At 61.3% G+C, this 13986-nt stretch carries 12 protein-coding genes and 1 tRNA gene; 5 read left to right on the top strand and 8 right to left on the bottom strand.

Features of this window, described 5'->3' with window-relative positions:
* Positions 1-54: 54 nt before the first annotated feature.
* The 4 genes from EG799_RS11355 to EG799_RS11340 are packed head-to-tail and all read right to left on the bottom strand — an operon-like array spanning position 55 to position 6503.
* A complete protein-coding gene (locus EG799_RS11355) occupies positions 55-795 on the bottom strand; it encodes a M48 family metallopeptidase (RefSeq protein ID WP_123881276.1) in 741 nt (246 codons plus the stop codon).
* The gene (locus EG799_RS11350) at positions 795-3839 is read right to left on the bottom strand and encodes a type I restriction endonuclease subunit R (RefSeq protein WP_123881274.1); all 3045 of its coding nucleotides are present in this window, start codon (positions 3837-3839) and stop codon (positions 795-797) included. Before EG799_RS11350 ends, EG799_RS11355 begins: the two co-directional genes overlap by 1 nt.
* A complete protein-coding gene (locus EG799_RS11345; protein WP_158611067.1) occupies positions 3836-5002 on the bottom strand; it encodes a restriction endonuclease subunit S in 1167 nt (388 codons plus the stop codon). The genes EG799_RS11350 and EG799_RS11345 overlap by 4 nt, the downstream gene beginning before the upstream one ends.
* A gap of 1 nt (position 5003) precedes the next feature.
* Positions 5004-6503 (bottom strand): type I restriction-modification system subunit M, encoded by a 1500-nt coding sequence (locus EG799_RS11340; protein ID WP_123881270.1) that lies wholly within the window; start codon positions 6501-6503, stop codon positions 5004-5006.
* 188 nt (positions 6504-6691) lie between these two features.
* Between EG799_RS11340 and EG799_RS11335 the strand changes: the two genes are divergently transcribed.
* On the top strand, positions 6692-7162 hold the full coding sequence (locus tag EG799_RS11335; RefSeq protein ID WP_123881269.1) for a hypothetical protein: 471 nt from the start codon (positions 6692-6694) through the stop codon (positions 7160-7162).
* 78 nt (positions 7163-7240) lie between these two features.
* Here the strand turns inward: EG799_RS11335 and EG799_RS11330 are convergent, their stop codons facing one another.
* Positions 7241-8860, bottom strand: a complete 1620-nt coding sequence (locus EG799_RS11330) for a DUF6538 domain-containing protein (protein ID WP_123881267.1) — start codon at positions 8858-8860, stop codon at positions 7241-7243.
* A gap of 113 nt (positions 8861-8973) precedes the next feature.
* A tRNA-Ser gene (locus EG799_RS11325) sits at positions 8974-9064 on the bottom strand.
* Between the two features lie 161 nt (positions 9065-9225).
* On the opposite strand from EG799_RS11325, the gene hspQ reads away from it, so the two are divergent.
* Entirely contained in the window at positions 9226-9606 is a 381-nt protein-coding gene (hspQ, locus tag EG799_RS11320; protein ID WP_123881265.1) for a heat shock protein HspQ, read from the top strand.
* Positions 9607-9631: 25 nt separating this feature from the next.
* On the opposite strand, the gene EG799_RS11315 is transcribed toward hspQ, so the two are convergent.
* Positions 9632-10477 (bottom strand): ABC transporter permease, encoded by an 846-nt coding sequence (locus tag EG799_RS11315; RefSeq protein ID WP_234029195.1) that lies wholly within the window; start codon positions 10475-10477, stop codon positions 9632-9634.
* Between the two features lie 136 nt (positions 10478-10613).
* Here EG799_RS11315 and EG799_RS11310 point away from each other — a divergent pair, with 136 nt between their 5' ends.
* Both EG799_RS11310 and EG799_RS11305 read left to right on the top strand, forming a co-directional pair.
* Positions 10614-11321, top strand: a complete 708-nt coding sequence (locus tag EG799_RS11310; protein ID WP_123881261.1) for a GcrA family cell cycle regulator — start codon at positions 10614-10616, stop codon at positions 11319-11321.
* A gap of 182 nt (positions 11322-11503) precedes the next feature.
* Positions 11504-12022, top strand: coding sequence for a DUF1993 domain-containing protein (locus EG799_RS11305; protein ID WP_123881258.1), 519 nt, complete (start codon positions 11504-11506; stop codon positions 12020-12022).
* Positions 12023-12034: 12 nt separating this feature from the next.
* Here EG799_RS11305 and EG799_RS11300 read toward each other — a convergent pair whose 3' ends face one another.
* Positions 12035-12715 carry a polyamine aminopropyltransferase gene (locus EG799_RS11300; protein ID WP_123881256.1) on the bottom strand — a complete coding sequence of 227 codons (681 nt, stop codon included), beginning with the start codon at positions 12713-12715 and terminating at the stop codon, positions 12035-12037.
* A 107-nt stretch (positions 12716-12822) separates the two neighbouring features.
* Between EG799_RS11300 and EG799_RS11295 the strand changes: the two genes are divergently transcribed.
* On the top strand, positions 12823-13938 hold the full coding sequence (locus EG799_RS11295; RefSeq protein ID WP_123881255.1) for an NAD(P)-dependent alcohol dehydrogenase: 1116 nt from the start codon (positions 12823-12825) through the stop codon (positions 13936-13938).
* Positions 13939-13986 lie beyond the last annotated feature (48 nt).

Genomic DNA, 13986 nt, shown 5'->3' with positions numbered 1-13986 from the left:
ATCCAAGCCAGAGGCTGCCCGGCACGTCTTGGCTAGTGGGATAGCGAACGCCCATCATGCACCTCCCACGAGGAAGTTGGCGGACAGCGTGGATTGATGGCGATCCAACCAAGTTCGCGATTGCCCGAAGTCAGGGATCAGTTTGCCTAGCAGTGTCCAGAACTCCAGCCCGTGAGACCGAACGCGCAGATGCGCGAGTTCATGCGCCACGACATATTCCAGCACCTTTCGTGGCGCAAAGATCAGGTGCCAGTTGATAAAGATATTGCCTTCCGGCCCGCATGATCCCCAGCCATTGACAAAGTCGGCGACGCGGATCGACCGGGGGATGAGGCCGAACCGCTTTCCATAAACGGCGGCGATTTCCCTCACATCGCGGCGGGCACGCTGTTTTAGCCAGTGCTGCAACTCGCTGGCGACGAGGCTGTCGGGGTATGATCCTGCCCAATGTGGCAGATCGACGACAAAGCCATTCCGATAGGTAACGGCGCATCGCTCGGCATCGGTTCGCCGCACGGTCAACGGCATCTTTCGCCCTCGATACGGTATCTTAGAGCCTGTTGCGAACCGGGGCACCGCGTGGCGATTAGCGGTGATCCGCTCCATGTCCCGCACGGTGTCGAATAGCCACTGGCGCTTCCGGTCGATGAATTGAGCAACCTCCAATTCGTCGTCAGTCGCCGGTGCTAATACCTCGACGTGGCCGGGTGTCACAGTGATGCGGCGTTCGGACGCCGTGGCGGAGTGGCGAAGCTCGTAAGGTATGGCCTTCTTACCTATCTGGACGGTCGGCATCAGGCATCGCCTCCAAAGGTGTGAACAGCGAAAACCTCCACCTTTTCGCGGATGAGCTTCGTCTCACCGATGCCGCGCTCGGTGAGGATACGCCGGGTTTGTTGGCGCAGACTGCGCAGGTAATCCTCCATGTGCGTGAAGGCGGGCTGGGTCGCCGCAGCATCCGCGTAAATTGCCCCGATCCCTATGGCGGCATCCTGCATTGCGCGCGCATCGGCGTCCGGCACAATGGCTTCGATGATGCGCAGAATTGAAAAGGTGTGCTCATCCATGCCGAGATCAGAGTGCGCGCCCTTCTCTGCCTGAATGTCGCCGGTCAGGTTCTCGAAGTCTCGCAGGCCATCAGCGGCGGCAAGCTGACCTTCCTCGAACCGGCGAATGATCTCGATCACGCGCTCGGAGAAGCGACCGTATTGCGCCGGGTTCTTGTCTAGCAGTTCGCGGGTGACACGGCGAAGTTCGGCGGATTTGCGCACGAAGGCTTCCTGCAAATCGTCGTCGCTCATGTCGGCGGTATCGAAGTCGTCGGCGAACTCGGGATCGGTGATGTTGCGCAGCTTGATCGTTGTCGAGAGACCCGTCGCATGGACGTGCTGCTCAAGCATTTCCCTGATCTTGCCGGAATAGCTGCGGTGATCGAGGCTCTCGTCCTTCGAGATAGCCTGCGTTGCCAAGCGCAGGAAGGCGGCTGCCCATTTCACTTCGGCGGTGAAGTCCAGGATTGCCGGATCAGGCGAAAGGTCCGCATAGGCTTTGATGAAGGTGCGGGTCAGGCGCTGAAGGTCGAACCAGTCGTCCTCATCGCCTTCGGCAGCGAGCTTTGCGGCGGTGTAGGCAGCGGCCTTCTCATCGAGCCCGTCGAGCTTCATCGCCCGCTTCTGCGCGCGGTAACGGGCGTGCGCTTCCTTCAGGTCATTGCGCAGTATGGCGATGTCTCGCATCGCGTTCTCGACATCTTCCGAACGGTAGGACTTCAGCGCCTCGTCGAGATTGTTGGTCACGCCGATGTAATCGACGATCCGGCCATTCGGCTTTTCGATGGTTCCGCCATCCTCGCCCGTGAACGCATGGGTGCGATTGGTCCGGGCAATGGCTTGGAGAAGGTTGTGCTCCTTCAGCGGCTTGTCGAGATACATGACATGCTCGACCGGGGCGTCGAAGCCAGTCAGCAGCTTGTCGCACACGATCAGGAACTGCGGATCGGCCCCGCGCACCTTGAAGCGTTTCTTCACTTCCTTCTCGGCCTCGTCGTCGAGGTAATGCTCCTCTAGCGCGCCGCGCAGCTTGGCAACGTCCGCGTTCTCGCTCGGTTTGTTATCCTCTTGGCTTTTGGAATAGACGCAGGCGATCATGGCATTGGCCCGCTCCTCTGCTTCCCCGGCCTCCATCCTGTCGCGCACCAGATCGGCGGCGATGACAGTGGAGAGCGCGGCGCGGTAGAGCACCACAGCCTCACGATCCACGGCCACGATCTGCGCCTTGTATCCATCAGGCTGGCAGACCGCCTTGAAGTGCTCCCAAATGTCCATCGCGATCAGGCGGACCCGTTCCGGGTGCTTGGCGATGGTGGCGAGCGTCAGGCCCTTGGCCTTCAGTTCCTCGCGCTTGTCATCGGGCAGATCGACGAACCAGCGGTCGAATAGGATGTCTATTTCCGCCTCGTTGATCGCCCAATCGGTTTTCCGGCCTTCGTAAAGGATTGGCACCGTGGCACCGTCGCGCACGGCGTCGTCGATGCCATATTTGTCGAGGTATCGCTCGTCAGCGACCGAGAACCGCTGGAAGGTGTTCTTGTCGTCCGATTTGATCGGCGTGCCGGTGAAACCGTAGAAATGGGCATCCGGCAGCGTCGCTTGCAGAAACGCGCCCAAGTCCTTCTCCTGCGTGCGGTGGCACTCGTCTACCAGCACGATCCAGTTGGCCGAGTTCGGGATGGGTTCCTTCGATCCGGCGAACTTGAAAATCGTCGAGAGCAGGATTTGCCCGTTGCCGCCCTTATTCACTGCCTCGCGCAGCGCCGCCACCGATCCGCATTGTGACGGGTTGGGTAGACCGCAGGCGACGAAGGTCTTGGAAATCTGATCGTCGAGGTCGATCCGGTCGGTGAGCACGAGAATGTTGGGGTTGGCCAGCGTCGGCGCATCGAGCGTTAGGTGCGTTTTCAGCTTCAGGGCAAGGAACACCATGGTGAGGCTCTTGCCGCTGCCCTGCGTGTGCCAGACGAGGCCCTTCCGGTGCTCTCCCGCTGCAACCCGTTGCACCGCCTTGTTGACCGCGCGGAACTGCTGATAGCGGCAAACCTTCTTGATCTTGCGGCCCGTCTCCGGATCGGTCTCGAACACGATGAAGTGCGCGAGCAGATCGAGCAGGCGGCTTGGCTCGCATAGGCACCATAGGTCTTTCGCCAGCGCATCGGCGAAGTCCTCGCGGACGCGCGGCCATGCGTCGTTCCACGGGCCGTAGAACTGCGCGGGTGCGCCGGTTGCCCCGTATTCGGTTTTCATCCCATCGGTGAGGATGTTGTAAGCGTTGGAGTGAAACAGCCGGGGGATGTCCCGCTCATACTGGCGGATTTGCTCATGCGCCTCGTCGCCGGTGGCCGTGCCCTTCAGCGGAGACTTGGCCTCGATCACTACCAGCGGGATGCCGTTCACGAACAGCACGATGTCCGGCACGCGAGGCCGCTGCGCGGCGACGCGGAACTGGTTGGTGACGTGGAAGCTGTTACGGCTGGGGTTCTTAAAGTCGATCAGCACCACGGTGCTATCGCGGTTCTCGCCGGACAGGCGGCGCGAATAACTGCCGCGCAGCTTCTTTTGCCATTCCTCATTGTCGGACAGGGTGGCGAGATCGTTGTAGATCGCCTCGGCATCCTCCACGCCAATGCCATTAAGCCTGCGGAGCGCCTCCATCAGCACCGGCTTGAGGATTACGCGGTTCTCCTCCTCGCGCTTCGCCAACGCCTGCGTCGGGGACAGCAACTGCCAACCCATCGTGGCCAGCGCATCGAGCGCGGGCTTCTCGGCGAGGCGGTATTCGCTCATGCAGGAACTCGCACGCGACCAGAGAGAAGGTCGGCCATCAGGGATTGTTTCGTTGCCGTCAGTTGCGCCAGTGCATCCGACTGCATTTCGATAGCAGCGTCCAAGTCACGCATGGTTTCCACAAACTCCTCCTGTGCCGCCCTATCCGGCACTGGGATCATGATCTGGCCGATTGTGCGCTGGTTCACGGAAGGGACAGCACCCGGCTGGACGTAATCTGCCATGTCGATGGTGCAGAAGGCGTAATAGAGAAACCAAGGGTCAATATCTGTGGCGACCGCGCCCATTACATTGTTGTCCACCAGCATCTCGACAGCGGCAATCCGACGCTTGTTTGTCAGCAGCGTGGCTCCGACCTTCGGGAAGAAGGTTGTGCCAACCGGAAATGTCTTTGCTTTCAGCGTTCGGAGGTCGGCTTCATCAACATAGTTCTCTGCGTTGCGCATCTGCACCTCATTGCCGGGCCGGTTCATGTCGGAGACCTTAGCGAATGGGTATTGGCCTGCTGCTTTGCCTTGATGCTTGATTGGGAAACCGTTGCCGCCGCTTAATCGGCAGACCTCATCAATCCGGCGATACGTTCCCGGCAGAGCCATCAGTGCTTCAAGTCGAAGGCCCCGTGTCTCTTGCAACTGGGAAATGACGCCATCCGCCGCAGCAATCGCCTCATCCACCGACCGCAGCACCTCGGCGATCCGCCGCTGCTCGTCGAGGGGGGGGACAATCGTGCTTTGCGACGAAAGCGTCCCCTTTCGGATATGCTTCATTGTGGTGCCGTGTGCCTCATCGGCAAGATCGGGTATCGAAGCATCAAGTCGAAACTGGAGCCAGTCACGGTCGATACCCTCAGCGGGCGTTACTTTGAACAAGTGCTGATTGAGGACCGCTGGCCCCTTGCGCCACCGCATTACAGCCAGCGTGGCTGACCATGAGAAGATCAGGTCATCGTCGTCGATCAGGTTACGCGGATCGACCGCACCATCAAAGAAGTTGGTCTCGGCGTCGGGGTTGGTGATCTGTGCGATCCGAATGATCGGCAAGCCCTCCGTTCCCCAATCCTCTGGCTTGAAAGCCCGGCCATTCACGTAGTCAGCCAACGCACTGAATGGCGCAGTGCGCCACCCTTCCGGCATCGCATCTGTATCCCGGATCAGTTCGGCCATGTTACTCGACATAGCCGAGCCTCCGCAGGTGCATAAACATCACGGCTTCCGCCTCGTCGCGCTTGGCGATCAGGTCTTGCAGCTTAGCCACTTCTGCCGCGACATCGACCTCCTCGGCATCCGCGTGGGTCTGCACATAGCGGCTGATGTTGAGGTTGTGGCCGTTGGCGGCAATCTCCTCCACCGGAACCACCCGCGCCAGCTTCTCGACATCGACGAAGCCATGCACGGCCTCGGCCAGCGTGCGCACATGCTCGTCGGACAGGAAGTTCTGTGCCTTGCCCGGCTGGTAGGTCGCATCGCCGTTGACGATCAGCACCTTGCCCTTGCGCTCGGCATGCTTTTTGGCCCGGCACACCAGCAGAGCCGCAGGTATGCCCGCTCCGTAGAAAAGGTTGGGCGCAAGGCCCACGACCGCCTCGATCACGTCTGCGGCCAGCATGGCCTCCCTGATCCGCCCTTCGGCCCCGCCACGGAACAGGACGCCGTGCGGCACCACCACCGCCAGCATCCCGTCATCCTTCAGGCTGGCAAGCATGTGCTGGACGAAGGCGAGATCGCCATAGCCCTTGGGCGGGCAGCCATAGGTATCGCGCCCGAACGGGTCGCCGTTCTTCCAGACCTCATGCCCCCACTGCTTTTCCGAAAACGGCGGATTGGCGAGCACCCGGTCATAGGCCCCCACCCCTTCCACGAACTCGCCCGCCTTGGGATCGTATCGCTTGGGCGAGAGGATCGTATCGCCCTTGGCGATGAAGGCGTCGTTCACATCGTGCAGGAACAGGTTGATCTCGGCGATGCCCCAGGTGGCGAAGTTCTTTTCCTGCCCGTAGAGCGATAGGCTGCGCGCATCCTCGCCCCGGTCCTTCAGATACTGCACCGCTTCGAGCAACATGCCAGCCGAGCCGCAGGTGGGATCGTAGATCGACATGCCGGGGCGCGGCTCGACGATTTCGACCATGAGCCGGACAATGGAGCGCGGAGTGTAGAACTCGCCGCCCTTCTTGCCCGCGCCTTCGGCAAACTGCTTGATGAGATAGAGATAGGCATCGCCCAGCATGTCGGCAGGCACATCGGCGTTGCGCAGCCGGTATTCCTCGAAATGGGCGAGCAGCTTTTCCAGCAAAGCGTCGGAGAAACGATCCTGATTGGCGAAGTCCACCGATCCAAAAACGCCGCGTAGTCGCAGATTGGCATCTTCGATGGCTGCCAGCGCGTTGTTGAGCCGCTGGCCGATCTGTGTCGATTGCTGGCGCACCGCATCCCAGCGATGCTCTGCGGGGACGTGGAAACGGTGTTCGTCCGGGTCGGCTGCTTCCTGCCTGTCGCCCGTCTCGGCAAGCAGCGCCTCGAACTCCTCGTCCCACACGTCGCACAGGCGCTTATAGAACAGCAGGCCGAAGATATATTGCTTGTAGTCACCGGCATCGACCGTGCCGCGCAGGATGTCAGCCGCGCCCCATAGATGCCGTTCAAGTTCTTGTTGCGTCAGCTTCGCCATTGATCCCCCGAGCGCCCCGGCGAACCCATTGATCGAGTGCCAAGATTGAATGGGCTCACCCTATGCGGGGAAGAATTGACAATCAATGTGGTCGTAGCCGTGCAACGGGTTGCACGCGCATTTACCTGACCTTCAAGCAATAGTTCTATCCGGATCAGGTAGTCCTCGACCAGCGAAGGCCCTGTTCAATGAATATCGTGCTCACTGCGGATGACCTCGCACGGTTCAGCCAATCCACCCGCGACGAAATACTCCGGCGCTTCGTAGATGAGGTGGGCAGCCTTCCGGTTTCGGCTCTTGTCCCTGCTCCGGACTGGCGCGATGAGTTCGAGGGCGTCCATGTGGCGAACCTAGAGGACATCACTCACAAATACATCGGCAGGTGGATGGAGCGGGCATCGGACGAGGTGCGGGCAGGCGCTCGTGTCATCGCCGAGCACGGACCCGTGGTCAACGCGCACCAACTAACCGAGCTTGGGATCGACATCCGCAAGTTCCAGTCAGCCACCACACGACGAACCCGCGCGCTGACCGGCGACAGGAACGCCTACTTCCTCGCTTGGAACAACTGGTCCGGGATGGATGATCCGGATGGGAAATATGCGGTATCACCAATCACGCATCAGTCTCTGCGACGATATTTCGGACTGCCTGTATAGGAAGCTGGCGCGCGAAACGGTTTACAGCGAAAACCGCAGGAGACCATTGGTTGCGCGAGCTTGGCAAGCTGCCGCCGATCAGACACCTTCTATCCTATAACGGGGCAATTTCTTGATCTCTCGCCATGATACCTCCGCTGGCGTGCCACCGTAGGCTTCCCCCTCCGTCCTAGGCACGTGACCCTGAATGGCGTCGCGGGTTTCGGGGTCCATTCCTACGATGCGAGCCTGCGTCTTGAACCGATGTCGCCATCCATGGTTGGGCCACACACCGGGATCAGAAACACCAACCTCCCGCACCCAGCGCGCCAGATATTCACCCACCTTTTTGTATTGCGGATGACTGCGGCTGCCTCCGCGATGAAGGGATGGATCGTAGAACAACGGGCCGACTTTCCCCGAGATCGCCCGAAGGAAACCCTGATCGAGAATGTGCGGATGAAGCGGCACCGTCCGGGGGTTGCCGTCCTTTACCCCGCCCGCTTCGGGAGTGATATATATCGTCCAGATGCGGCCATCTCTCTTTACATCTTCTGCCCGAAGTTGGGTCATCTCGTTTACTCGCGCCCCCGTGTAGGCGCAAAGCCAAGGAACCCAACGCCGGGCGAACTTGCGCTCCGGACTTAGACGATCCGGGGGCAGCGTCAGGGTGGCGGCCAGTATTAAATGCGCCTCATCATCCGTAAGCCCCTTATCCCTGATGGGCGGCTTGCGCTTCCCGGCCATCACGACACCCGCTACAGGGTTGTGAGCTATTTTGCCGTTTCCCGCCGCCCATTTGAACACAGAGCGGACGGCAGGGAGATAGCTGTCGCGAACGGTTCGGGCACTCTTGGCCTTGCCTCCCTCGGAAGGCTGCTCAAGCAAGCTGAACTTCCACGCCACCACATTGGCGAGCGTGACCCGCGTGGCATCGTTATGTCCAAGGAACTCGATGAAACGCCCAATATGCCGTCGCCACACTTTCTCGGTGGCCGGTGTAGGCTCATGTTCTTTCAGGTAACCTTCTAGCATTTCAGTGATCGGGACCGGGGCGCGCGCACGGCGCTCTGCCAACCGCTGCTCGTCGAGCCGATATTGTTCAGGCGCGAACCGGGTGTCCTGAATAGTCCGTGCATCGCCATTCAGGTCAGCAGCGAGCCAGTCATTGGCCTCTATCTGCCCCCGGCCCAACAACCGGAGAAGTTGCTGCCATTGGCTCGAACCTTGCTCGATCTCCCAGCCTGCTGCCTCGCAAATGCTTTCTGCAAGCCAGACGGTTGTGATAGCCGGTTCGTCTGCTCCGAGACCAATCCCCTGCCTCACGTTCTCGACTTGTGCCTGAAGCCCTTGCCATAGGCGTTGTGCATCATCGTGATGGATTGAGACCAATTCGCTGGCTGCGGCCCGCTCGACACGTTCAGCAAGCCATTGGCGAACCGTCTCCTCTATCTCGACCCGGCTAGGCTGCTTGCCGGAAGCGATTTGCCGCAGTGCATCTGCCACAGGCTTTCCGGCAGCATCCGCAATCATCTTGTCGAAAGTGGCCACCTCGATCGCCAGAAGATGCCGAGCTTCGGTGATGGTGCCGGTGCCCAGCGACTTCTGGACTTCTTTGCGATTATCGAACGCAGCCCGTGCACTCAATGGCACCCTGCGGCGAAAATATAACTGATCCCCGCGCCTAAACAGGTAGCGGTAGCCTTTGACCGCCTTCATAGGAAAGCCACCCCCTGCAACGGCACATTGTGTAGCAGGAAATGTAGCAGCAGAAGCGTTAAAAACCTCTGAAATGCTGGGATTTCAGCAAAACTGCGGCACTTGGGAATGATTGGCGGAGAGGGAGGGATTCGAACCCTCGGAACCCCAGAAGGGCTCAACGGTTTTCGAGACCGCCCCGTTCGACCACTCCGGCACCTCTCCGCAAGACAGGCATCGTCAACCCGCGGTCGCTTGGGAAGCGCGGCGGTTAGCGAAAGGGGCGCGGCTTGCCAAGCCCCTGCGGCCACACTCGACGCGAAAAGCGGGGACGAGAGTTTGCGGACCGCTTGTTCCCGCGTCAAAGGGGCATATATTCGGCGCGTATGGACCGTTCGCAATTCTATTCCGCCACTGCCGGTCGCACCATCAAGGTGCCACGCCGTTCGCGTGCGCGCTTTGCCATCGGCGACGTTGTGCGGCATCGCAACCACGACTTTCGCGGCGTGATCTTCGACATCGACCCGGTCTACGCCAATTCGGATGAGTGGTACGAACAGATTCCCGAAGGTCAGCGTCCGCGTCGCAACCAGCCTTTCTACCATCTGCTCGCCGAGAACGAGGAAAGTTCTTACGTCGCCTATGTCAGTCAGCAGAACCTGCTGATGGACGACGATGGCGAACCGATCGACCATCCGCAGGTCGATCAACTGTTCGAGGAATTTCGTGGCGGTCGCTATCGTCTCAGGCGCAGTCTGACGCACTGACGCCGGGACGGCAGGCCATCGTCGCCTAGCTCTTGATCTTCCAGCCGCTCTTCAGCACGCGGTAAGTGACATATCCCAATACCAGGTTGAGCACGCCCACACCGATCGCGGCGCCGACGACGTGCGCGTTGTCGTTGCCGATGTCGCTCACCCCGAGGAAGCCGTAGCGGAAGCCTGAAATCATGTAGAAGAACGGGTTGGCCCGGCTTATCGTCTGGAACAACGGAGCGAGATTGCTGATAACGTAGAACGTCCCGGACAACAGCGAGAGCGGCGCGACGATGAAGTTGGTGATGGCGGCGTTGTGATCGAACTTCTCCGCCCAGATACTGGCCAGCAAGCCGAATATCGACAGCATCGCCGCACCCATCAGGCCGAACCAGACGATAGCCCAGGGGTGCGCGGCATGGAGGTGGACGTCAGGATAGAGCCACATCGCAAAGGCTACCGCTGCGCCTACCATGACCGCGCGGGTCATCGCGGCACCGACGATGGCGATCATCAACTCGGCTTCCGACAAAGGCGGCATCAGCAGGTCGATGATCGTCCCCTGCAACTTGCCGGCGAGTAGCGAGAAGCTGGAATTGGCGAAGGCGTTCTGCATCATGCCCATCATGATGAGGCCCGGCGCGACGAAGGTGCCGAAATCGTAACCCAGCACCTCGCGCCCCGAACGGCCCAGCGCGACGGTAAAGATGACCAGGAACAGCAACGTCGTCACCGCTGGCGCCCAGACCGTCTGCGTCTGGACCTTGAGAAACCGGCGTATCTCCTTAATATAGAGGCTCCACAGCCCGATCCGGTTGAAGCCGGTAATCTGCGGCTCCCCCTTGGGCGCGAAGCGGCGTCCGGCGTTCGCGCCGTGCCCCATCAGGTCCATGGCGTGGGAATCGGCGTTCGCGCCGGATCCGCGCTGGTCAGTCGGGCTTTGCTCGGGCATGGGGCCGCGACTATCCGCCGACAGGCGGGCTGGCAAGCGAAGACACGACAACTGGACTGAGACATTTATGAGCTGGACCGAAGAACGCATCGCGACGCTGACCAAGATGTGGGAAGGCGGATCGACCGCCAGTCAGATTGCCGACGAACTGGGCGGCGTGTCGCGCAATGCGGTGATCGGCAAGGCGCACCGCCTCGGCCTCAAGGCGCGGCCGAGCCCCGTGAAGGCCAACGAGAAGAAGGCTGACGGCAAGAAGAAGAGCGCGGCCCCCGCGCCCTCGCCCAAGCCCGCCGCTCCCAAGGCGAAGCCGCGCGGTGCCGCGGCGGCCCCTGCGTCGCAACAGGCCGCGGACACGTCCGAGGGCACCGCGGCCAAGCCGGCTGCCGCGAAAACGCAGGACGGCAATGTTCAGCCCAATCCAGAAAAGCGGCCTGACCTGCCCAAGATCGTATCCTACGGCCCCGGCGGTTTCCTGCGACAGGGACCGGGCGATCAGCAGCCGCCGATTCCGCCCGCCCCGCCGCGGCGGCTCGTCCCGGCCAAGCCCAGCCCGGAGATCGCCGACAAGACCAGCCTTCTCGATCTCAACGACCGCGTCTGTCGCTGGCCGATGGGGCACCCGGGTGAACCGGACTTCCATTTCTGCGGGGACAAGGTGAATCCCGGCTTCCCCTATTGCGTCGAACATTGCGGGCGGGCCTACCAGGCGCAGCTGCCCCGCGGCGCGCGCCGTCCCCCTCCGCCCCTGCCCTTTGGCGGGCCGCGCGTGCGCTAGACCTGCGCGATCACGAGGCAATGAAGGTCCGCCCCTTTTCGCAAGGGGCGGGCCTTTTGTGTCGAAACCGGCTGGCCGTGGTCATCCCGACCGGCGCTTGCGCCCGGCCCGCGCAGGTGGCAATTGCGGAACGCAAGGGAGCGCAGGGCGCCCCTGCAACTGACAAGAGGAACCCACTTCCCATGACCTTCTCGCTCTACCAGGCCACCATTCCCTCGATGATCCAGATGCTCGCTGCCGGACAGGGCTGGATCGAGAAGGCGAAGGCCTGCGACCTGTCGGAGGAGGAGATCGCCCAGGCCCGACTGGCGGACGACATGTTGCCATTCGCCTACCAGATCAAGAGCATGGTGGTGCATTCCGTCGGGGCGATCGAGGGTGTCCGCAAGGGCGAATTTCAGCCTGACATGGAAGAGCCTCCGCAGGAGCTGGAAACCATGCGTCTGAAACTTGGTGCGGCAGAGAATACGCTGAAAGCGCTATCGCAGGGAGAAATCGAAAGCTTCATCGGTCAGGAGATGCATTTCAGGATGCCGAGCAAGGGCGTCGACCTTCCCTTCACCGCCGATAACTTTCTGCTCAGTTTCTCTCAGCCGAACCTGTATTTCCACGCCACCGCCGCCTACGCGCTGCTGCGCCATCTGGGACTCAAGATCGGGAAGCAGGACTTTCTCGGCCCGATGCGCGTTCATCGCGGCTGAAACGGACAAGGTTCAGGGCCGGCGCGCAAACCAGATGGTATGGCGCGGCCCCTTGTTGTTCGGGCGGGCGCGCACGATGCGCTCTTCCACTGCGAACCCCGCCTTTTCCAGCCGCCTGGCAAACCGCGGGTCGGGCGCGGCAGACCAGATTGCCATTATGCCTTCCGGCTTCAGGGCAGCCTTGGCCGATCGCAGCCCGGGAAAGGCGTAGAGCCGCGTATTTTCCGGTCGGACGATGGCATCGGGGCCATTATCGACGTCGAGCAGGATCGCATCGTATGGCGCGGCGGTGCCATCCGCCGCATCGTCAATCAATGCGGCAACGTCGCCCAGCTTCACCGTCAAGCGCCTGTCACTAAGGCTATCGCCCGTCAGATGCGCCATCGGCCCTCTCGCCCAGTCGAGGATGTCGGGCACGATCTCCGCGACCACGACCTGCCCCCCATCGCCGAGGCGGGCAAGCGCCGCGCGCAGGGTGAAGCCCATGCCGTAACCGCCAATCAGCACGCGCGCGTTCTCTCGCCCCAATCGGTCCAGCGTCAGGTCGGCCAGTTGTTCTTCGGAATACTGCATCCGGCTGCTCATCAGTTCGTTGCGGCCGAGCATGATGATGAAGTCGCGCCCGTGGCTGACGAGTTCCAGCGTCTCTCCGCCTTCGACGATAGCAGTTGCAAGGGGAACGCGGGGAAGCATCGCTTCTCCCTACGCCATTACCACCCGGCCCCGCCAGCGCCAATCGACGCGGAACCGCCGTGCCGGTTCATCCCTTGTCTAAGCAAGAAAGACAGGAGAATTCCCCCATGCAAGTCATCGGTTTCGGCGCGAAGAAGGCCGGCAAGGATCTGGTCCCCATGATTTTCGACCGCCAGAATCCGCGCGCCGGCGAGGTTGCCATCGACATAACCCACTGCGGTGTATGCCATTCGGATCTGCACCAGGTGAACGACGACTGGGGTAATACGGTCTGGCCATGCATCCCCGGTCACGAGATCGTCGGCACCGTGACGCATGTCGGAGAAGGGGTGTCGAAGTTCTCCGTCGGCGATACCGTAGGTGTCGGCTGCATGGTCAATTCGTGTCAGGAATGCGAGCAGTGCAGAATGGGCGAAGAACAATACTGCACCGGTCCGCGCAGCGTCACGCTGACCTATAACGGTCCGAAGAAGCCCGATGGGACCAATACCTATGGCGGCTATTCCACCGCGATCATCGTGCGCGAGGAATTCGTGCTGGCCATCCCCGACAAGATCGATCCGCGCGACGCGGCCCCGATCCTGTGCGCGGGCATCACCACTTACCAGCCGATGAAATATTTCGGCCTGAAGGAAGGGCAGGTGCTTGGCGTTGCCGGGATCGGCGGCCTGGGACATATGGCGATCCAGATCGGCAAGGCGATGGGGGCAAAGGTCATCGCGCTCACCACCAGCAAGGGCAAGAAGCCCGCCGCTGAGGTGCTCGGCGCCGACGAGGTGATCGTGATGAAGGACAAGGACGCGCTGGAAAAGCACGCCAAGTCCATGGACCTCATCGTCAACACCATACCCTACAAGCACGACCTCAACCCCTATATCGCGCTGGTGAAGGAGAAGGGCACGATCGCGGTGGTCGGCAATTTCCTCGGCTTCGACGATCTCGACACCGCCACGATGGTGTTCAACCACGTTGGCGTCGCCGGATCGCTGATCGGCGGGATCGCCGATACGCGCGAGGTTCTGGAGATGTGCGCCGAACACGATATCCGCCCCGTCACCGAGCTGATCGAGATGCGCGATATCCAGAAGGCGTTCAAGCGCATGAAGAAGGAAGACGTGAAGTTCCGGCACGTCATCGACATGGCAACGCTCAAGAACGACCTGAAGGCGGAGAAGGAAGCGATCAAGGTGGACGATCCGGTGCGCGGCGTCGTCACCGGCTGAGAACCGCAATCGAACACGAAAGGGCCGCGGCTGGCACATGCCGGCCGC

Origin of the sequence: Aurantiacibacter spongiae, from assembly GCF_003815535.1 — a bacterium.
GTDB lineage: Bacteria > Pseudomonadota > Alphaproteobacteria > Sphingomonadales > Sphingomonadaceae > Alteraurantiacibacter > Alteraurantiacibacter spongiae.
Note: the sequence above shows the minus strand (reverse complement) of the source record. Positions and strands in the feature narration are given on the sequence as shown.

What these genes read in the sequence shown, in the direction of transcription:
- EG799_RS11355 (WP_123881276.1), bottom strand. Translation starts at nt 795, where the DNA reads ATGCCGACCGTCCAGATAGGTAAGAAGGCCATACCTTACGAGCTTCGC.
- EG799_RS11350 (WP_123881274.1), bottom strand. Translation starts at nt 3,839, where the DNA reads ATGAGCGAATACCGCCTCGCCGAGAAGCCCGCGCTCGATGCGCTGGCC.
- EG799_RS11345 (WP_158611067.1), bottom strand. Translation starts at nt 5,002, where the DNA reads ATGGCCGAACTGATCCGGGATACAGATGCGATGCCGGAAGGGTGGCGC.
- EG799_RS11340 (WP_123881270.1), bottom strand. Translation starts at nt 6,503, where the DNA reads ATGGCGAAGCTGACGCAACAAGAACTTGAACGGCATCTATGGGGCGCG.
- EG799_RS11335 (WP_123881269.1), top strand. Translation starts at nt 6,692, where the DNA reads ATGAATATCGTGCTCACTGCGGATGACCTCGCACGGTTCAGCCAATCC.
- EG799_RS11330 (WP_123881267.1), bottom strand. Translation starts at nt 8,860, where the DNA reads ATGAAGGCGGTCAAAGGCTACCGCTACCTGTTTAGGCGCGGGGATCAG.
- hspQ (WP_123881265.1), top strand. Translation starts at nt 9,226, where the DNA reads ATGGACCGTTCGCAATTCTATTCCGCCACTGCCGGTCGCACCATCAAG.
- EG799_RS11315 (WP_234029195.1), bottom strand. Translation starts at nt 10,477, where the DNA reads ATGGGGCACGGCGCGAACGCCGGACGCCGCTTCGCGCCCAAGGGGGAG.
- EG799_RS11310 (WP_123881261.1), top strand. Translation starts at nt 10,614, where the DNA reads ATGAGCTGGACCGAAGAACGCATCGCGACGCTGACCAAGATGTGGGAA.
- EG799_RS11305 (WP_123881258.1), top strand. Translation starts at nt 11,504, where the DNA reads ATGACCTTCTCGCTCTACCAGGCCACCATTCCCTCGATGATCCAGATG.
- EG799_RS11300 (WP_123881256.1), bottom strand. Translation starts at nt 12,715, where the DNA reads ATGCTTCCCCGCGTTCCCCTTGCAACTGCTATCGTCGAAGGCGGAGAG.
- EG799_RS11295 (WP_123881255.1), top strand. Translation starts at nt 12,823, where the DNA reads ATGCAAGTCATCGGTTTCGGCGCGAAGAAGGCCGGCAAGGATCTGGTC.